This is a genomic window from Saonia sp., from assembly GCF_056326165.1.
Map to the genome: position 1 here is coordinate 1 of NZ_JBWFBN010000010.1, position 19,751 is coordinate 19,751.

The window sequence follows — 19,751 nt, forward strand, 5'->3', positions numbered from 1 at the left end:
GTTATCCATTGGGGCTTTTAATATCTTTAAGAAAAATCTTTAATTGTTCATCGTCATTAAAAACTCTTCATTGTTTTTGGTCTGTTTTATACGTTGCTCCATAAATTCCATTGCTTCAACAGGATTCATATCTGCTAGATATTTTCTCATAATCCACATACGTTGAATGTTATTTTCATCCAATAGTAAGTCATCACGTCTGGTACTGGACGATGTTAAATCAATTGCAGGGAAAATTCTTCTGTTAGATATCTTGCGATCCAATTGTAATTCCATGTTCCCAGTTCCTTTAAACTCTTCAAAGATTACCTCGTCCATTTTAGAACCAGTTTCTGTCAATGCCGTAGCAATAATAGAAAGAGAACCACCATTTTCAATATTACGAGCTGCTCCAAAGAAACGTTTTGGTTTGTGCAGTGCATTGGCATCTACACCACCACTCAATACTTTTCCAGATGCTGGTTGAACGGTGTTGTAGGCACGCGCTAAACGTGTAATAGAATCCAAAAGGATTACCACATCATGCCCGCATTCTACCAAGCGTTTTGCTTTTTCCAATACTATATTGGCCACACGAACGTGCTCTGTGGCTTCTTTATCAAACGTGGAAGCAACAACCTCACCACGAACGTTACGTTGCATATCCGTAACCTCTTCAGGACGCTCATCAATCAATAATATAATTTGATAAACTTCTGGGTGGTTAGCAGCTATTGCATTGGCAATATCCTTTAGTAACATGGTTTTACCAGTTTTTGGCTGGGAAACAATCATACCACGTTGTCCTTTTCCAATAGGCGAAAACAAATCCATTATCCTTGTGGAAATTGTACTTTGACGTTCGGCCAATTTAAATTTTTCTTGTGGAAACAAAGGTGTTAGGTGTTCAAAAGAAACTCTGTCGCGAACCACTTGTGGATCAAGACCGTTAATTTTATTCACCTTAATTAAAGGAAAATATTTTTCCCCTTCTTTAGGCGGTCTAACATTACCTAATACTGTATCTCCGGTTTTTAAACCAAATAACCTAATTTGTGACTGGGATACATATATATCATCAGGAGAAGATAAATAGTTATAATCCGAAGAACGCAAGAAGCCATAACCATCTTGCATAATGTCCAAAACACCTTCACTTTGGATGATGCTATCAAACTCAAATTCTGGTTGTTTGTATTTATTTTTTAAATCCCTATCAAAATTGCTGTTCTTTTCCTGTCTAGGCTTATTTTGATGCTGAGGTTTTTTAGGGTTTTGATTTTTATGTGGACCATTATTCCTAGGACTATCATTCTTTGCAGGTGCGTTATTTGAACCATTTTGTTGATGACGTGGAGTTCTAGCCTCTGGAGGAGCAGGTTTTGCAGGTGCTTCCGCCGTAGATGTGGTACTTTTTTCTGGAGTAGCAATAACTGTTTCCTTTTCTTCTACCGCTACTCTTGGTTTTCTAGGTTTTGGCGCAGGTCTTTCTCTTTTTGGCGCAGGCGCAGCTGCAGCTGGAGCAACAACGGCTTCTACAACCTTAGGATTTGCAGCTTGCAAATCCAAGATTTGGTAAACCAAATCCAATTTTTTTAAGTTTTTGTATTTAGGTACGTTTAAACCCTTAGCAATTTCTTGAAGCTCTGGAAGCTTCTTTGTTTTTAAATCTGAAATTTCAAACATTAAGTGTTGAATAAATTAGTACTTGTATAAAAAGTTTTGAAGTGTATTGTTATACGGATATTTACGGGAGAATGTTATTCCTCTAGGTAAGTGTGTTAACTAATAACGTAACAATATTACAAATTATTTTCAATATTACAGGGTTATTTTTTAAAAAGACACTTATTTTTGCACTTCAAATAGTAATTTAGAATGCTTCAAAGAATACAAACGGTTTATTTATTGGTAGTAGCTCTTTTGGGTTCCTTACTTCCTTTTTTTGTAAATCTTTGGACAGATGCGAACAAAGTATTGGTATTTGCAAAAGATACTATACCAGTTTCTATTACGTTTTATGTTTCGGCTGCCTTGGCATTGGTGACTATTTTTTTATTTAAAAATAGAAAAAATCAATTTGTAGTAAACAGATTGAATATGATATTGAATCTTTTTTTACTAGGATTTTTCGTTTACCGATCACTAAATTTATCTGGAGAAAGTAACATTTCTGAGAAGGGTATTGGGATGTTGATTCCTGTATTTTCTATCGTTTTTTTAACTCTGGCCAACAGAGCTATTAAGAAGGATGAAGATCTTGTAAAATCTGTTGATCGCTTACGTTAAACCTAACATCTTAGTAGTATTAGTGCGCAAAAACCCGGGGTTGTTCCCGGGTTTTTATTTTCACAACTTTTTTTGAATATCCATTATTTTAGAATTAACCAAAATTTTATCTCCCACTTTGTAGTTTTTAAGGTCTGATTCTTTGACTCTAACTGCCAACAGATTACTGCCGATATTTATTGATAAGATGCCCATATCCTCTTTCTTTAGAATGTGATTAATTTTCCCCTCTAATTGGGTTTTCTTTTCTAACGGTTGTTGAAAAACTTCGTAAGGAGTTCCAGTTTTAATTAGATGTCCATTTTTTAAAATACAGACGGTATTGGATAATTTTTGAATTTCACCAATGTCATGACTAATCAATAGAATGGTGCATTTAGTTTTTTTATGAAACGCTAAAATGTAATCCTGTAGTTTTACCCGCATGTCATTGTCCAAAGCTGATAAAGGCTCATCTAGCAGTAAAATATTAGGCTTTTGCACCAAAGCTCTCGCTAAGCCTACGCGTTGTTTCTGCCCTCCAGAGAGTGTTTCTGTTTTTTTGTGCTGCAATTCCCCCAACCCCATTTCTTGGAGTAAATCATCTACCTCTTTTTTGGTTTGATGCTTTTTAAGCGCAAACTCTAAATTTTCTCTAACAGTCATGTTTGGAAACAGTGCGTTATCTTGAAATGCAAAACCAATGTTTCTTTCCTGTGGCTTTAAAATTATTTTTTTAGAGGTATTTAACCAAATGTCACCATCAACCACTATGTTTCCATTATTAGGGGAAAGTAATCCTGCAATCATTCTAAAAGTAGAGGTTTTTCCAGCGCCAGATTCACCATAAAAAGTAGTGATTCCACCCTTGGGAATGGACAAGTTAATGTTCAATTCCATTTTGCCATTGGGTGTATTCAATGTTTTTATTAGGTTTAACTCAATCATTTGCCAAACCTTTTAAATGCACCGTTATTGGTAAGGTACACGGTTAATAAAATGGCAAAAGTAATCAGCAACAATATCAAAGAATACCAATTGGCTGTATCATAATTTAAAGCTTCAACTTCATCATAAATGGCAATGGAAGCCACTTTTGTTTTTCCAGGAATGTTTCCTCCAATCATTAAGACGACCCCAAATTCACCTATAGTATGTGCAAAAGCTAAGACTATTCCTGTTCTAATAGATGTTTTAATATTTGGGAGCAAAACTTTAAATAAAGTGCGGAATCGGGATTTTCCAAGTACATAAGAAGCTTCTTTTAGGTTCATTGGAAGACTTTCTAATCCAGACTGTATAGGCTGTACCATAAAGGGGAGGCTATATATGATAGATGCTATGACCAATCCTCCAAACGTAAAAATGAGTCTAATTCCCAAAAAATCATCCAACCAATTTCCAAATGCATTGGACGGACTAAAAGCAATTAGCAAGTAAAAACCTAAGACGGTTGGTGGTAACACAAGCGGCATGCTTACAAAAGTCTCAATAAGTGGTTTTAGTTTTGATTTGGAATATGCCAACCAATAGGCTATCGGAATACTAATAACCAATAAAATCGCTGTTGTGACCAAGGCTAATTTAAAAGTTAACAGTAAAGGTTCCCAATCTATCATTTGGATGTGTCAATTTTATCTAACGAAACCGAATATCCGTATTTTTCCAAAATATCCTTGGCTTTTCTTGAAAATAAAAAGGCATAAAACTGTTTGCTTTCTTGCTTTGAGCCATTATTTTTAAGTAGCACCACTCCTTGGGAGATAGGTTTGTAGCTACTCTCATCAATAGAAACCCAATAACCTTTTTTCTTTAAATGGGGAGATAAGATTACAGATTTGGCCGTGAAACCAATTTCTGCTGCTCCAGAAAGGATAAATTGATTGGTCTGAGAAATGCTTTCCCCATATACTAGTTTATCCTCTATTTTAGTGTAGAGGTTCAATTTTTTAAGAATGGATATGGCAGCCTCTCCATAAGGAGCTGTTTTTGGGTTAGCTATAGCTATATGTTCAATATTCTCATTTGTTAAATTATCAAGACCTGGGTTTTTATATAGTGTACTCCAAAGAACTAATCCCCCTGTTGCATAAATTTTTGGGTCAGATTTTGTAAAGCCATTTTTATGTAGCATTTCGGGGTACTTCATATCAGCCGAAAAAAAGACATCATACGGGGCACCTTCCATGATTTGAGCGGTCAGCTTTCCAGACGAGCCAACAATAATATTACAATCAGTATTTGTTTCCTTTGTAAAAGCAGTTGCAATCTCTTTCATGGCATATTGCATGTTAGATGCTGTGGCAATGTTAAGGGAAACCACTTTAGGTTTTTTACATCCAAAAAAAAGGATGAGTAGTAAAGGAAAAATGTTTAATGGAATTCTCATTATTTTTTCCCTAGTTCTATGATTTCAAGATTTTTTATTTCTTCCCCATCAATTTCAAAACGGAGCATAGTTCGTACCTGGTGAAAGCCATATTTTCCACAAGCTCCAGGATTCATATGTAACAATCCCAATTTTTTGTCCCACATTACCTTTAAAATATGAGAGTGCCCACAAATGAACAATTTAGGAGGGTTTTTGGCAATTTCTTCCTTCACCCTAATATTGTATTTGTGTGGGTAGCCACCAATGTGAGTTATCCAAACGTCAACACCTTCACAAAAAAAACGATTGTCCAATGGGAATTCCATTTGTATTTTATGGTCATCAATATTGCCATGGACACCTTTTAAGGGCTTAATTTTTTTCAAAGCATCTGTAACGGTCAAAGTTCCAATATCACCCGCATGCCAAATCTCATCTGCCTGTTCTGCATATTTAAGGATGGCCTTATCCATATGGTTATGGGTGTCAGAAAGTAAAAGAATACGGGTCATAAAACTTAAAATATGCTTAAATATGAAGTTGTGTCCTTTCTTTTTGGACGGATTGGGGTATATTTATGCTCCGTAAAAATAAGGGATTCAGTTGAGATATTTTGTTGCTTTTTCATACTTTGGGAAGTTTTATCATGGATGGCAAAACCAACCCAATGCTACTACTGTACAGCAAATAATGGAGGAGGTTTTTTCTAAGCTCTTAAGACAGCCAATAAGCTTGTTAGGAGCTGGGAGAACAGATGCAGGGGTGCATGCAAAACAAATGATAGCTCATTTTGATTTTGATAAAATTGATGATGTTGAAGATTTGGTTTATAGATTGAATGCCTTTTTACCTGAAGATATTGCTGTTCAAAAAATATATAAGGTGTCCAAAGATGCCCACGCAAGGTTTGATGCCGACGAACGTACGTACGAATATTGGATTGTTAAAGAGAAGAATCCTTTTTATATGGATAGCGCTCATTATATAAAGTATTCTTTAGATATTGATGCTATGAATTTGGCTGCATCAATTTTAATGGAGTATTCAGATTTTGAATGCTTTTCTAAATCTAACACAGATGTTAAAACATATCTATGTAATATTAAAATGGCTGAGTGGAATATGGTAGGAGATACATTGGTTTTTACTATTAAAGCAGACCGTTTTTTAAGAAATATGGTACGTGCCATTGTGGGCACATTGTTAGATGTTGGTTTGGGAAAATTATCATTAGAATCAATAAAAGAAATTATTAAGAGTAAGGATAGGCGTAAGGCAGGAGTTTCAGTTCCTGCAAAAGGGTTGTATTTAACAAAGGTTAAATATCCTAAACATATTTTGGAAAAGAATGGATAAAGAAACAGGAAAAGCTTTTGATTTTAGACTGTTCAAAAGACTTTTAGAGCATACAAAACCATATAAATTAACCTTTTATGGGGTGGCAGTTGCAGCTATATTAATATCTGGATTTGCGGTATTAACGCCAATTTTAGTTGGTGATATTGTAGATGTAGCCATAAAAAATAAAGATGCGGATAAATTGTTGTTCTATACCTTGGCCATGTTGGGTGTATTATTGGGAGAGGTCATAAGTCAACTTTCATTTAATTATTATGCCAACTGGTTGGGAGAGTCTGTTATAAAAGATATTAGGGTTGCACTTTTTCAAAAAATGATGGGCTTTAAAATGAAGTATTTTGATAATTCTTCTATTGGTGTCTTGGTAACTAGAGCTGTGGCAGACATGCAGCGGATAGGAGAAATTTTTAGCCAAGGCTTTTTTGTGATAGTCTCAGATTTATTAAAAATGTTGGTTGTTATTGTTGTGATGTTGGTTATTAATTGGAAATTGGCTCTTTTGGTTTTTTCATTATTACCCATTATACTATATGCTACAAGATTGTTTCAAAAGGCAATGAAAGTTGCTTTTATTGAGGTAAGAGCACAGGTTTCCAATTTAAACTCTTTTGTACAAGAGCGATTGACAGGAATGAAGATTGTTCAACTTTTTAATCGAGAAGAGATTGAAAAGGAAAAATTTAGAGAGATAAATGAAAAGCACCAGAATGCTTGGTTAAAAACAGTTTGGTACAACTCAATTTTCTTTCCCATTGCGGAAATAGTTTCTGCTATTACCATTGGTCTAATTGTGTGGTACGGAGGTCTTCAAAATGTTGCCAATATAAGTAGCAATGAATATGGGACTATTTTTTCTTTCATTATGCTTTCAGGAATGTTGTTTAGACCCTTGCGCCAAATAGCGGATAAGTTTAATACGTTGCAAATGGGTATGGTTGCTGCTAATAGGGTTTTTAAAATTTTAGATACAGATAGTCATATTTCCAATGAAGGTACTTTTGAAAAAGAGGATGTAAAGGGAGATATTAAATTTTCTGATGTACATTTTGGGTATGTGGATAACGAAGAAGTATTGCATGGAGTTTCTTTTGAGGTTAAAGCAGGAGAAACCATTGCCATTGTTGGTGCTACTGGAGCAGGAAAATCAACTATTATTAATCTTTTAAACAGGTTTTATGAGATTAATTCTGGAACCATTTCTGTGGATGGGGTTGATATCAAGGAATACAAACTTTCATCTTTACGTTCTAAAATTGCAGTAGTATTGCAGGATGTTTTTCTATTTGCCGATACTATTGCCAACAATATTTCTTTAAAAGATGAATCCATCTCACTAGAAACTATTGAAAATGCTGCAAAACAGATTGGTGTGCACGAGTTTATAAGTAGTTTGCCTGAAGGGTATCAATATAATGTAAAAGAAAGAGGAACTATGCTATCCAGCGGTCAACGCCAGTTGATTTCATTCTTACGTGCCTATGTGAGCAACCCTAGTGTTCTTGTTTTGGATGAGGCCACTTCTTCTATTGATACTTATTCGGAACAATTGATACAAAAGGCAACAGACAAGATTACAGAGAATAGAACATCCATTATCATTGCCCACCGTTTGGCCACTATTAAAAAGGCAGATAAAATCTTAGTGATGGATTCTGGGAATATTGTTGAAATGGGAACTCATAAAGAACTACTTAAAAAGGGAGGTTACTACAGAAACCTTTATGAAGCTCAGTTTTTAGCAGAGGAGGTAGCTTAGTTACTTAACAGGAGCAAAATCCTCAAGAGTTAAATTCCCCGTTATTAAAAGGATAATTGGGATTATTAATGTCATAACAAAGTATTGAACAGTAAACAGCATAAAAAACAGGATAATTCTAGCTATAAAATCCAATCCTTTAAGTTTTGTCACCTTTTTTATGACATAGGCACTGTAGATGTACATTGATGCAAGGTTAAGTAGGCTATATATACCATACGATTTAGGGGCAATCAAAAGAATTAAGAAAGAAGGTATAAAAGTAAAAACACTATAATGTGCCAATGTGTACATAAAGACAACGGAACGCTCGGCAAAATTATATTTCTTGTTTTCAAAAGCCAACCAACTGGAAATTGCCATCATGGGAATGTATAATAGGAACAACAAAGCTTGATAGTCCATTGTAAAGGCCATGACCTTTTTACTTGCTGGCGGGGCATCTACGCCTGTATTAAAAAAATCAAAATCAATTTGCTCAATGTGTTTGGCCATTAAAAAAACAATAAATCCAGATAATGTAATTGAAATTGCCAGATAACTTATAGGGTTTAAGTACTTTCTCCTTATCCCAGAAATATAACCATCTATAACCACCTGTGGCTTAGTAAATAGGTGTAAAAAAGTTTTAAGAAAGGTATTGTCTATATTAAAATATCTTTCAAAAGCATCATACCATAAGTTTTTAATTGTAAGTCTATTGTGAATTACCTTAGCTCCACATGATGGACAGAAACTATAGTCGGTTCTTAAATTGTTTTTACAGTTTTTACATTCCATTAGAAACAACTTTATATAAGATCTTCTTTAATAATTGTACCTAATTCGTTTAAATCCTTAAACAATACAAATTCACCATTTTTAATATAAGAGATAAGTCCAGTTTCTTCACTTACTACCAATGCTAGTGCATCGGTTTTTTCTGTGATTCCTACTGCTGCCCTATGGCGAAGACCAAAACGGAGTGGAATATTTCTTTCATTGGAGACAGGAAGAATAACCCTTGTGGCAATAATATAATTGTCTTTTATAATAGCTGCACCATCATGTAGCGGACTGTTTTTATAAAATATACTTTCTATAATAGGCAGGGTGATTTCTATATTCATTTTATCACCTGTGGATTTTACAAAATCTAGAGAATTGTTTTTTTCAATTACAATAATAGCGCCTGTTTTGGAAGCAGCCATTTTTTCACAAGCGGTAAGCAAGGTGTCAACATCCGTATCAGTAATGCGTACTTCTTGTTTTAAGAATTTAAAATGCTTTACAAAATTGCGCTTAGATGCAAAATTGGTGGAGCCAATCATTAAAAGAAACTTTCGTATTTCTTGCTGAAAAACAATGATGAGTGCAATTAATCCTATGTTCATAAAGCCTCCAACCATACTGCTAATCATTTTCATGTCCAGTAGTTGGGTAAGTTTCCATAGTGCCCAAACAATAACAATTCCAATAAAAATATTGATGGCTACAGTGCCTCGGACCAATTTATAGATGTAATACAGTAGTACTGCAACCAAGATGATATCAATGATATCTGTAATCTTGAAATCCAAAAAATTAAAAAAATCCAATAGGTATCGCTTTTTGTAAAATTATGAAAAATAGATGAACAAAAATTCAATCATTCTTCGGGGTGCAATTCATTAAGTAAATCCACACACTCTTTAGCTTCTTTAACATCATGCACTCTTAAAATATTTGCTCCCTTGCTCAAGGCAATCATATTTAAGGCAGTTGTTCCATTAAGCGCATCTTTCCCTGTTCCACCTAAAATTTTATATATCATGGACTTTCTACTCAATCCAGCTAAAATGGGGAGTTCCATATTTTTAAACAAATTCAAATTTTTTAGCAACTCATAATTTTGTTCAATTGTTTTTGCAAATCCAAATCCAGGATCTATAATTATATCGTTAATACCCAATGCTCTGGCATGAGCAATTTTTTGAGAGAAGTAGAATAATATATCTTCTAATAAATTAGTGTACTTAATTTCTTGTTGCATGGTCTGTGGTGTCCCTTTCATGTGCATCATAACATAAGGCACTTGGTGTTCTGCTATTACTTGAAACATTATATCATCCATATTTCCAGCAGATATATCGTTGATGAGGGCTGCGCCTTTATTAAGACAAATATCCGCAACGTTACTCCTAAATGTATCGATGGACAAAAGAATATTTGAAAACTCATTTAATAATAAATCTAGGATAGGGACAATTCGGTTTAACTCTTCTTCTTCAGAAACATGTGTTGCACCTGGTCTGGAACTATAGGCACCTACATCAATAAATGTGGCACCTTCTTTAAGCATTTTCTCTACTTGATTTAGAATATCATTCTTCTCCTTATATTTGCCCCCATCATAAAAGGAATCTGGAGTCAAGTTTAAAACACCCATTATTTTAGGTCTTTTTAAATCGATAAGTTTTCCTTTGCAATTGATGGTCATTGGATAAAATCTAAGGACATTTAAGTTATAGATGCTATTTTAAAGTACTAACCTTGACGGTTAGAAAATTTTAAGCGAAATTTACGCAAATTACACAGAATACATGCAGCAAACCTCTGAACAATACGATGCAGTCATAAAAACATGCAGGGATTTATTTGTAAAAAAAATGACCGATTATGGTACTGCATGGCGTATTCTTAGACTTCCTTCTTTAACTGATCAAATATTTATTAAAGCGCAACGCATTCGTTTTCTACAGGAGAATGAGGTGCAAAAAGTGGAGGAGGATGAAAAATCCGAGTTTATTGGGATTATCAATTATTCAATTATGGCCTTGGTACAAATTGAAATGGGAATTGTTGACCAACCCGATATAGAAGCTAATAAAGCAATTGAATTGTATGATAAACATGTTGCCATTACTAAGGCGTTGATGGAAAATAAAAACCACGATTATGGAGAGGCTTGGAGAGAAATGCGTGTAAGTTCATTGACGGACCTTATCTTACAAAAACTGTTGAGGGTAAAAAGTATTGAAGATAATGAAGGGAAAACCTTGGTTAGTGAAGGAATTGATGCTAATTATCAAGATATGATAAATTACTCCGTTTTTGCCATGATTCATCTTGCAGAAAATACCAAATAAGAAATTCCAGATAAAATGAAATATTTAGTAGGCTTGTCAAGAATATTTGTTGGTGTGTTGTTCATTATTAGCGGACTCATAAAATTGAATGACCCTGTCGGTTTTTCTTTTAAGCTAGAAGAATATTTCAGTCAGGGCGTCTTAGATTTACCGGCGTTAATGCCTTATGCATTGGCTATTTCCATTTTTGTTGTCATTGTAGAAGTTTTACTTGGCGTCTTATTGCTTATTGGATTTAAACCAAAACTTACAGTTTGGAGCCTATTGGTAATGATTGTCTTTTTTACCTTTCTTACTTTTTATTCTGCCTATTTTAATAAGGTTACGGATTGTGGTTGTTTTGGTGATGCTGTAAAATTAACCCCATGGGAATCCTTTACCAAGGATATTATTTTACTGTTTTTTATACTAATTCTACTTTTAGGCCTAAAACATATTAAACCTCTTTTTGACAAAAGAATTAATTGGGTATTGGTTGTGTGTTCTTTGGTGGCATGTGCTTGGTTTGCCAACCATGTTTTGAATCATTTACCATCCAAGGATTTTAGACCCTATAAAATTGGAGCCAATATTATGGATAGTATGGTGATTCCAGAGGATGCACCTAAAGCAATTTTTGAGTATTCATGGAAATTCAATGTGAATGGCGAGGAGAAAGTGTTTGTGACCAATGGTTCTTATCCTTCCGTAGATGGTGAGTTTATTGATGTTGAAACTAAAGAAATCCAAAAAGGATATGAACCTCCTGTTCATGATTTTACTATTGAACAAAATGGGGAAGATTATGCCGCATCATTATTAGAAGAAGATAATTTGGTGATGGTAATTGGGTATGATTTGGCAAAAACTAATTATGATGCTTTTGAAGAGGTAAAAGAAGTTACAGATAAGGCTTTGGAGAATGGTTATAAAGTTATTGGAATGTCTGCTTCTAACAATAAACAAACAGATGCAGTTGCTGAAAAGTATAAATTAGGATTTTCTTTTTATTTTACTGATGAAACAACCTTAAAAACTATAGTGCGGTCCAATCCAGGTGTTTTGGTTTTGGAGAAAGGAACCATTCTGCAAAAGGTACATTACAATGATTTGGCTGATTTGAAGTTTAAATCATTGCCTTCCGATAAGAAAATTGATATTGCACTTAAAAAAAGTTTAGATAGCATCATGGAGCTAGACCAAAAATATAGAGCAGATTTTTCTATTGAAACATGGAAATTACAAGAGGCAATAGATAGCTCCAATATTAATTTTATTGAAAGAGTAATAGCCGAAAAAGGCTATCCTGGTTCTAGTTTAGTGGGGACAAAAACAAATACATCGGCTTGGTACGTAATTCAACACTCAAATAAAATTTCAAAATATATAGATGTAATAAAGAATGCAGCTGTGGAGAAGGAATTGCCATATAGATTATATGCAATGATGCTGGATAGGCATCTTATGGGAATGAACAAACCACAAATATATGGTACCCAAGGAAGTTCTTATTATATGAATACACCAGATGAGATTAGTTTCATTTGGCCTATAAAAAACATGGATTCGGTTAATCAAAAAAGGAAAGAAGCTGGTTTTTCAGATTCTGTAGAGGATTCTGCCAAAAGGTTATTTGGAGAAGACTTTGAGTTTAAGAGTTTAACAATAGAAGAGGCAAATCAAATTATAAATAATAATTAGGAAATATAATGAGAAGTAAGATAGTTGCAGGAAACTGGAAAATGAATAAAAATTTAGCAGAAACAGAAGTTTTATTAAGCGAATTGGCTGCTAAATTACCAGATACGGATGCTGAGGTTATGGTAGCTCCTACCTTTGTTAATTTAACAGGAGCCATTTCTAATTTAGAAGGATCCGCAATACAAGTAATAGCACAAAATATGCACTTTGCAAAAAGTGGAGCATATACAGGAGAAATATCTGCAGATATGTTGATTGGCATAGGGGTAGATACAGTGATTATTGGACACTCAGAAAGAAGGGCCTATTTTGGGGAAACAGATGAGATTTTAGCCAAAAAGGTTGCCGCAGCTCTGGAAAATAATTTAAAAGTAATGTTTTGTTTTGGTGAAGAATTAGAGGACCGCAAATCTGATAATCATTTTAATGTAGTAAAAAGTCAGTTGCAAAATGCTCTTTTTAACTTGGACAAAAGTGCATGGGAGAATATTATTTTAGCGTACGAACCAGTATGGGCCATTGGAACAGGAGAAACTGCTTCACCAGAGCAGGCGCAAGAAATGCATGCCTTTATTCGTAAGACCATAACAGAAGCTTTTGATGCCACTATTGCCGAAAATGTATCCATTTTATATGGTGGTAGTGTAAAACCGGGAAATGCTGTGGAAATCTTTTCCAAGCCAGATGTTGATGGCGGTCTAATAGGTGGAGCTTCTTTGGTCGCTGATGATTTTGTGGCCATTATTAAGGCCATTTAAGCCTTGGTATGCAAAATATTTACCTAGAATATGATTTTACTGTAGAACCCTTACAACCAGCTTCGGATATATTGATGGCCGAATTGGGGGAGGTGGGTTTTGATAGCTTTTTAGAAACGGAAACAGGTGTTTTGGCCTATATAAAGAAAGAAGAGTGGTCAGAGACTATACTTAAACCTGTTCAAATTTTATCACATCCAAATTTTAAGATTACCCATAATTATACAGAGATTGAACAGGAAAATTGGAATGCTGTTTGGGAAAGTAATTTTGAATCTATACAAGTAGGCAACCAATGTGTTGTAAGGGCACCTTTCCATGAAAAACCCAATGTGGAGTTTGATATTGTTATTGAACCCAAAATGAGCTTTGGTACTGGGCATCATGAAACAACCCATATGATGATGCAACATATTTTAGAAACCGACTTTAAAGGAAAATCTGTTTTAGATATGGGTTGCGGAACTGGGGTTTTGGCTATTCTAGCAGCAATGAAAGGAGCCACTTCTTTGGATGCAATAGACATAGATAATTGGTGTTATTTAAACTCCTTGGAAAATGTACAAAGAAACAACCAGGAATATATAAAGGTTTATGAGGGAGATGCTAGCTTGCTTGCTTCCCAAAAGTATGATGTTATCATGGCTAACATCAACAAAAATATTTTGCTTTCAGATATTCCTATATATGCAAAGTGTTTAAACAGTGATGGTGTCTTATTTTTAAGCGGGTTCTACAAAGAGGATATTATTGATATTTCTGCAAAATGTGATGGGTCCAATTTAAAATTTTGTAAAAATTTTGAAAAAAATAATTGGGTTGCCATAAAATATGTATTTTAGAGAGCATAAAATACTAATCCTATGAGTATTAAGGAAAAAGTATCCGAGGAATTACTTTTGGAAGAAGAAACATCAGAAGTCAATGAAATTGTACTTTTTAATGATGATGTAAATACTTTTGATTATGTAATTGAGACATTGATGGATGTTTGTGAACATACACCAGAACAAGCAGAGCAATGTTCTTTAATTGTTCATCATAATGGAAAATGTACTGTTAAAACTGGGGAGTATAAAGATTTGAAACCTCGCTGCAGTAAACTTCTTGAAGCTGGATTGAGTGCAGAAATTGTATAATATTTTCTATAGTTTAAAAAAAATTTCTACGGCCATCAACTTAATGAGGCAACTTAGCTTTCAATAGACCATACATAAAAGTTCCCAAAATAGCGGCGATAATTACTATTAGCATACTAAAAATACCAGTTCCCAATAAAATATACATAGGACCTGGGCATGCACCAGCTAAAGCCCATCCTAAACCAAAAATTGAACCACCTAAAATATAACGCGTAAGGCTTTTTTCTTTTGAGGGTAAATGAATTGGAGAACCTTCAATATTTTTTGCGCTGCTCTTTTTTAAAAGCCATAAAAATAAAGCTCCAAGACCTACTGCTGAACCAATAATACCATACATGTGGAATGATTGAAATTTGAACATTTCAAAAATTCTATACCATGAAACTGCTTCGGATTTAACCAAAACAATACCAAAGAAAATACCAACAAATAAGAATTTTAAATATTTCATGCTCCAAAAATTAGTGGTAAAATAAAGTGTGTCATTAATAATCCACCAGCAAAAAAACCGATAACAGCAATTAAGGATGGCAGTTGTAAATTACTTAAACCAGTAATGGCATGGCCCGAAGTGCATCCACCGGCATATCTGGTGCCAAAACCAACTAAAAAACCTCCAATAATTAGTATGGATAATCCTTTAAGGGACATAATATTTTCCCAGTCATAGATTTCAGGCGGCAGTAAACTTTCCCCAGCATTGGCAAACCCCAATGCGTTTAAATCTTGCACGGTTTCTGGGCTTAATTGAATTATGGAATTATCAGACAATAATGTAACCGCAATATAGCCGCCAATTATGGCGCCAAGAACCACAGTTAAATTCCATTTCTGGGATTTCCAATCGAACTTAAAAAAGTCTACATATTTGCCTGCGCCACCTATACTACATAAAGTTTTTAGATTAGAAGACATACCAAACGTTTTACCAAAATAAACTAGTATTAACATTATTAGAGCTATTAATGGGCCTGAAACATACCAAGGCCATGGTTGTAAGATAAAATCCATTCTAATTAAATTTTTGTAAAGATAGGAATGAAATGGTTTTGTAGTGTAGGTTAGAGAAGAAGATAAATAATGTTAAAAATCCTCATGCTTATACTCAAGAATGTGTATAACCATAATATTTTTCCCCACATTTTCTAAATCACTTATGTGGTTCTTGTTCTTAAATTGAAAAAATCGGGTTTCCCCTTTTTCAATTTGAAACATTTTTATGGTTCCATCTGTATAGTGGGAGACAGTTTTTCCACCAGATAAACATGTCCAGCTATAATTACTGTTTTTTTTAGAAAACGGCATACGTTCTCCAGGGGCCAATGTAATGTCCCATAATTTTACATATTCGTTTTCATATAAAAGATTGGCACCTGCAAAGGAGTCATTAATAGAATTATTTTTTAATTCTTCTAATGTACTTTGTTTCCAATTGCCAAAACTGCCTGGGGGGTTTAATTCTACAGCTTTCAAATTGATTGGTTTGGTAATTAAATTTAACAAAATATGATTAATACTATCAACATGAATGAAGCTTTTTTAACATTTTTTTTAGTTTGTAAATTTTAAGGCGAAGAGGTATAATAAAATTGATATTTTTTTGTAGGTTTTTACGTTAACTTAATTATTGTTTCTTATAAACAACAGTTTTAAACCCTGGTAAATCCATATCTTGATTGTTGATTAAAGTGGTTTCACCATTTAGTTGAAGAGTTGCATCTATAACTCCAGAAAGTGTCACTATATTATTGGAAAAAGACCATGTTCCTATGGCACTACTGGTAGGTTTGCATGTGAGCTGATAAAGCCCGCCAGTAATAAATTGCACATTTAAGTCCGTCCCGCTCAAAGTCCAAGAAAAATTATCATTTAATACGAGCGTGGAACTTAAACAGTTTAACTCATCCAGAACATTGGCAGATGCGGTTCCATCTTCATTTACATCTTGGGGAGGGTTTATATTTATTTCTGTTAAATTCCATGCTCCAATAAGTTGAGCTGAAGGATTTGCATTGGATTCTTCTGAAGAATCAGATGAGCAGGAAGTAAATAGGAAAGTAATAAATAGACAAGTAAATAGGGAGATAATATTTTTCATACTAATTTTTTATAAAAGTAAAGATTTTAAACAAACTTGTTGTTATTAAAGATGTATTGCTTAAAATCAAAACATTATATAATCTGTTACCAAAAAGAATCTAGAAGAAGGATATTTTTAATCATTGGCCGTTCTGTAACCAATGTTACTCCACAACTCTATATTACCAAGTATTTTTGTTAAATACAATTATTAAATTTTATACGATGTCTTTTCTAACTACACTTTTTGGTTCACCTGCGCGTTCTTCGGAATTTATAGAAATTATAAATAAGGAGGCTTTTGCAAAGGCCATAAAGGAACCTAATGTTCAATTGGTTGATGTGCGTACTGCTAGGGAATATAATAGCGGACATATTACAAAAGCTATTAATGTTGACTATTTTCAAACAAATGCCTTTAAAAGCTCCTTTGAAAAACTTAATAGAGAAAAACCGGTGTATATCTATTGCCAATCTGGAAATCGAAGCCAAAAAGCTGCGGCAAGACTTGTAGGAATGGGTTTTGTGAAGATTGTAGATTTAAAGGGCGGATACATGGCTTGGAGATAGAGGATACTGTTTTTAAATAGAATAATAAATTAATGAGAATTTTACTTGTTTTAATTGCGGTTGTGCTATTGGGTTGTAAAGAGGAAAAGAAAGCTTCAATTACTGAACCCATTAGGGAAATAGGTTTACAGGATTCTATTGAACACCCTGGAAAAAAATTAATGGAAACGCATTGTTATGTATGTCATGGACCCTTAGCCACTAAAGATGAAAGAATAGCACCTCCCATGGCTGCAATAAAAGCAATGTATATGGATTCAACAACTACAGAAAAAGAATTCGCTAGTAATATTTGGACATTTGTAAACGCTCCTTCAAAAGAGAAAGCAAAGTTAAAAGGGGCCGTTAAAAGGTTTGGAGTAATGCCTTATCAGTCCTATACAGAAGAGAATATAAAAAGTATTGCTGAATATCTATTTAAGTATCAAATTGAAGAACCGGTATGGTTTAAAAAGCATTGGGAAGAAAACCATGGTAATACAAGCTATAAGCAAAAAGGAATAAAAGGAAGCATTATTTCAAATGCATTAAAAACTAAGGAAGAGATTGGTTTAGAATATGCATTGAGTACCAAAAAAGTACTTGGAAAGAACTTAATGAGTAAAATTCAGAAAGAAGGAACACTGGCGGCCTTGGAATTTTGTAATATAAGAGCTCTTTCATTAACAGATAGTATAGCAACGGCTCATAATGCCATAATAAAAAGGGTCACTGATAAACCTAGAAATACAGTGAACCAAGCTAATAAAGAGGAGCTAGGGTACATAACAAAATATAAGGAAGTAGTGGCCAATGGTTTAGAGGTAAAACCCTTTGTTAACGAAGAAGATAAAATAATTCAATTTTACTATCCTATTATAACCAATAATATGTGCTTGCAATGTCATGGTAGTCCTAAAAATAATATTAAGCCAGAAGTACTAACAGCTTTGTTTCAACTATACCCAGAAGATAAGGCAAAAGGGTATAAGGTTAATGAGGTCAGAGGAATGTGGAGTATTCAATACAAGCAATAATAAGGATATAAAAATATTTAAAAGTTGACAAACGTCATGTTTTGAGCCTCTTAATTAAATTAATTTTATACATAATAGAAACTTAAAAATAAAATTATGAAAAATGTAATACCGTTGGTTTCTTGGGGTAATGGAATTTGGATGATAGGTATCTTTGCACTTGTATGTATAGTACTAGTAATTGCTGTTTTAAGTTTGATGAATAGCGGAAAGAAAAAGGAATAACTTTTTTTAATACTTTTTTCAAATGTCTTGAAAAAAGTAACACTTATTACATTTAAATTACACTATGGTTAGTACTTTTATGTAGTTTTAAATCTAAACTTAGTGGTTATGGAAGACATGTTTTTTTATGATAGAATACAGTTTGCCTTTACCATAACATTTCATTATTTATTTCCTCAATTAACCATGGGACTATCGTTAATTATAGTCTATTTTAAAGGGAAATTTTTAATAACACATAGTAAAAAATACAACGAAGCAGCAAAGTTTTGGATGAGGATATTTGCCCTCAATTTTGCTATGGGTGTTGTTACGGGTATTCCCATGGAATTTCAATTTGGCACTAATTGGGCCAAGTTTTCTGAGCTTACAGGCGGAATTATTGGGCAAACCTTGGCCATGGAAGGTATGTTTTCTTTCTTTTTAGAGTCGTCCTTTTTGGGACTGTTTTTGTTTGGGGAGAAGTTGCTTGGACATAAACTTCATTTTGTAACTGGGTTTTTAGTGTTCTTGGGTTCATGGGCTAGTGGGTTTCTAATTATTGCAACGCACTCGTGGATGCAACATCCTGTAGGTTATGAAATATTAGAAAATGGAAAATTTGTTCTCAATAATTTCTCTGCCCTGTTTACTAATTTGTGGCTTTGGCCATCTTATTTGCATAATCAGGCAGCATCATTAATTACAGCGTCTTTCGTAGTAGCAGGTATAGGTTCTTTTTATTTACTAAATAAAAAGTACTCTGAATTTGGTAAGTTGTTTGTTAAAACGGGAGTCGTTTTTGGTCTTATTTCAAGTATAATTGTCGCTTTTCCGACTGGAGATATGGTTGCTAAAAATGTAGTGAAGTACCAACCAGTAACCTTTGCTGCAATGGAAGGGATTTTTGAAACCGAAGATGGAGGTTCCGAAATTGTATTAATTGGGCAACCAAATATGCTAGAAAAGAAATTGGATAACAAAATTGCAGTTCCAAACATATTAAGTTTTTTAACCTATCAAAAATGGGAAGCAGAGATTAAAGGGTTGAATGAATTTGAAGAAGAAAAATATCCGACGAATATTCCAGGACTCTATTACGCATACCACATAATGGTTGGTTTGGGTACCATTTTTATTGGTTTAATGTTTATAGCGCTCGTTCAACTTTTACGAAAAAGACTGTATAAAACAAAATGGATTTTATGGTCGCTCTTGTTTATGCTTCCCTTTCCATATATTGCCAATACGACGGGTTGGTATACTGCAGAACTTGGCAGGCAACCGTGGTTGGTGTATAATTTGTTACGGACTTCAGAGGGAGCCTCACCAACAGTATCTGCTGGAAACACCTTATTTACCTTATTAGGGTTTATCGGGTTATATTTATTGTTAGGATTACTGTTTGTAATGTTGGCAGGTAAAATAATTAACAAGGGACCCGAAATTATAAAACACTAAC

Annotated in this window: 23 protein-coding genes; 11 read left to right on the forward strand and 12 right to left on the reverse strand. The window is 33.9% G+C overall.

The genetic code is table 11. The annotated features are described in order from the left end of the window. Nucleotides 1-39 precede the first annotated feature (39 nt). Nucleotides 40-1,665, reverse strand: a complete 1,626-nt coding sequence (gene rho / locus AC000W_RS09975) for a transcription termination factor Rho (protein ID WP_474747967.1) — start codon at nt 1,663-1,665, stop codon at nt 40-42. A gap of 192 nt (nt 1,666-1,857) precedes the next feature. On the opposite strand from rho, the gene AC000W_RS09980 reads away from it, so the two are divergent. Further along, nucleotides 1,858-2,268, forward strand: a complete 411-nt coding sequence (locus AC000W_RS09980) for a DUF4293 domain-containing protein (RefSeq protein ID WP_474747969.1) — start codon at nt 1,858-1,860, stop codon at nt 2,266-2,268. A gap of 60 nt (nt 2,269-2,328) precedes the next feature. On the opposite strand, the gene AC000W_RS09985 is transcribed toward AC000W_RS09980, so the two are convergent. The 4 genes from AC000W_RS09985 to AC000W_RS10000 are packed head-to-tail and all read right to left on the reverse strand — an operon-like array spanning nt 2,329 to nt 5,130. Then, nucleotides 2,329-3,195, reverse strand: a complete 867-nt coding sequence (locus tag AC000W_RS09985; protein WP_474747970.1) for an ABC transporter ATP-binding protein — start codon at nt 3,193-3,195, stop codon at nt 2,329-2,331. Continuing rightward, entirely contained in the window at nt 3,192-3,866 is a 675-nt protein-coding gene (gene modB, locus AC000W_RS09990; protein WP_474747971.1) for a molybdate ABC transporter permease subunit, read from the reverse strand. Before modB ends, AC000W_RS09985 begins: the two co-directional genes overlap by 4 nt. Beyond that, nucleotides 3,863-4,636, reverse strand: coding sequence for a molybdate ABC transporter substrate-binding protein (gene modA / locus AC000W_RS09995; protein ID WP_474747973.1), 774 nt, complete (start codon nt 4,634-4,636; stop codon nt 3,863-3,865). The genes modB and modA overlap by 4 nt, the downstream gene beginning before the upstream one ends. Next, nucleotides 4,636-5,130, reverse strand: coding sequence for a metallophosphoesterase family protein (locus AC000W_RS10000; RefSeq protein WP_474747974.1), 495 nt, complete (start codon nt 5,128-5,130; stop codon nt 4,636-4,638). The genes modA and AC000W_RS10000 overlap by 1 nt, the downstream gene beginning before the upstream one ends. Nucleotides 5,131-5,221: 91 nt before the next feature. Between AC000W_RS10000 and truA the strand changes: the two genes are divergently transcribed. Next, nucleotides 5,222-5,974: a tRNA pseudouridine(38-40) synthase TruA gene (truA, locus tag AC000W_RS10005; protein ID WP_474747975.1), complete on the forward strand. Its 753-nt coding sequence runs from the start codon at nt 5,222-5,224 to the stop codon at nt 5,972-5,974. Then, nucleotides 5,967-7,733, forward strand: a complete 1,767-nt coding sequence (locus AC000W_RS10010; RefSeq protein WP_474747977.1) for an ABC transporter ATP-binding protein — start codon at nt 5,967-5,969, stop codon at nt 7,731-7,733. The genes truA and AC000W_RS10010 overlap by 8 nt, the downstream gene beginning before the upstream one ends. Here the strand turns inward: AC000W_RS10010 and AC000W_RS10015 are convergent, their stop codons facing one another. The 3 genes from AC000W_RS10015 to folP are packed head-to-tail and all read right to left on the reverse strand — an operon-like array spanning nt 7,734 to nt 10,191. Continuing rightward, nucleotides 7,734-8,513, reverse strand: coding sequence for a DUF3667 domain-containing protein (locus tag AC000W_RS10015; RefSeq protein ID WP_474747978.1), 780 nt, complete (start codon nt 8,511-8,513; stop codon nt 7,734-7,736). 11 nt (nt 8,514-8,524) lie between these two features. Then, a complete protein-coding gene (locus AC000W_RS10020) occupies nt 8,525-9,310 on the reverse strand; it encodes a diadenylate cyclase (protein WP_474747979.1) in 786 nt (261 codons plus the stop codon). A gap of 50 nt (nt 9,311-9,360) precedes the next feature. Continuing rightward, nucleotides 9,361-10,191: a dihydropteroate synthase gene (gene folP, locus AC000W_RS10025; RefSeq protein WP_474747981.1), complete on the reverse strand. Its 831-nt coding sequence runs from the start codon at nt 10,189-10,191 to the stop codon at nt 9,361-9,363. 103 nt (nt 10,192-10,294) lie between these two features. Between folP and AC000W_RS10030 the strand changes: the two genes are divergently transcribed. Genes AC000W_RS10030 through AC000W_RS10050 form a run of 5 tightly spaced genes read left to right on the forward strand, consistent with a single transcriptional unit; the run spans nt 10,295 to nt 14,417 of the window. Next, on the forward strand, nt 10,295-10,840 hold the full coding sequence (locus AC000W_RS10030; protein WP_474747982.1) for a DUF1599 domain-containing protein: 546 nt from the start codon (nt 10,295-10,297) through the stop codon (nt 10,838-10,840). Nucleotides 10,841-10,855: 15 nt separating this feature from the next. After that, nucleotides 10,856-12,520 (forward strand): BT_3928 family protein, encoded by a 1,665-nt coding sequence (locus tag AC000W_RS10035; RefSeq protein ID WP_474747983.1) that lies wholly within the window; start codon nt 10,856-10,858, stop codon nt 12,518-12,520. A gap of 8 nt (nt 12,521-12,528) precedes the next feature. Then, nucleotides 12,529-13,278 carry a triose-phosphate isomerase gene (gene tpiA / locus AC000W_RS10040; protein ID WP_474747984.1) on the forward strand — a complete coding sequence of 250 codons (750 nt, stop codon included), beginning with the start codon at nt 12,529-12,531 and terminating at the stop codon, nt 13,276-13,278. Between the two features lie 8 nt (nt 13,279-13,286). Then, entirely contained in the window at nt 13,287-14,120 is an 834-nt protein-coding gene (gene prmA / locus AC000W_RS10045; RefSeq protein ID WP_474747986.1) for a 50S ribosomal protein L11 methyltransferase, read from the forward strand. Between the two features lie 21 nt (nt 14,121-14,141). Further along, nucleotides 14,142-14,417 (forward strand): ATP-dependent Clp protease adaptor ClpS, encoded by a 276-nt coding sequence (locus AC000W_RS10050; protein ID WP_474747987.1) that lies wholly within the window; start codon nt 14,142-14,144, stop codon nt 14,415-14,417. Nucleotides 14,418-14,457: 40 nt separating this feature from the next. On the opposite strand, the gene AC000W_RS10055 is transcribed toward AC000W_RS10050, so the two are convergent. The 4 genes from AC000W_RS10055 to AC000W_RS10070 form a co-directional block, all read right to left on the reverse strand. Next, nucleotides 14,458-14,871: a DUF6691 family protein gene (locus AC000W_RS10055; RefSeq protein WP_474747989.1), complete on the reverse strand. Its 414-nt coding sequence runs from the start codon at nt 14,869-14,871 to the stop codon at nt 14,458-14,460. Then, a complete protein-coding gene (locus tag AC000W_RS10060) occupies nt 14,868-15,431 on the reverse strand; it encodes a YeeE/YedE family protein (RefSeq protein ID WP_474747990.1) in 564 nt (187 codons plus the stop codon). The genes AC000W_RS10055 and AC000W_RS10060 overlap by 4 nt, the downstream gene beginning before the upstream one ends. 72 nt (nt 15,432-15,503) lie before the next feature. Further along, nucleotides 15,504-15,893 carry a hypothetical protein gene (locus AC000W_RS10065; RefSeq protein ID WP_474747992.1) on the reverse strand — a complete coding sequence of 130 codons (390 nt, stop codon included), beginning with the start codon at nt 15,891-15,893 and terminating at the stop codon, nt 15,504-15,506. Nucleotides 15,894-16,044: 151 nt separating this feature from the next. Continuing rightward, nucleotides 16,045-16,518: a hypothetical protein gene (locus AC000W_RS10070; protein ID WP_474747993.1), complete on the reverse strand. Its 474-nt coding sequence runs from the start codon at nt 16,516-16,518 to the stop codon at nt 16,045-16,047. 206 nt (nt 16,519-16,724) lie between these two features. Here AC000W_RS10070 and AC000W_RS10075 point away from each other — a divergent pair, with 206 nt between their 5' ends. From AC000W_RS10075 to AC000W_RS10085, 3 genes are all read left to right on the forward strand, one after another. Beyond that, complete coding sequence (locus AC000W_RS10075) at nt 16,725-17,069, forward strand: rhodanese-like domain-containing protein (protein ID WP_474747994.1); 345 nt, start codon at nt 16,725-16,727, stop codon at nt 17,067-17,069. Between the two features lie 32 nt (nt 17,070-17,101). Then, entirely contained in the window at nt 17,102-18,085 is a 984-nt protein-coding gene (locus AC000W_RS10080; RefSeq protein WP_474747996.1) for a c-type heme family protein, read from the forward strand. Nucleotides 18,086-18,418: 333 nt separating this feature from the next. Continuing rightward, nucleotides 18,419-19,750 carry a cytochrome ubiquinol oxidase subunit I gene (locus AC000W_RS10085; RefSeq protein ID WP_474747997.1) on the forward strand — a complete coding sequence of 444 codons (1,332 nt, stop codon included), beginning with the start codon at nt 18,419-18,421 and terminating at the stop codon, nt 19,748-19,750. Nucleotide 19,751: the final 1 nt, after the last annotated feature.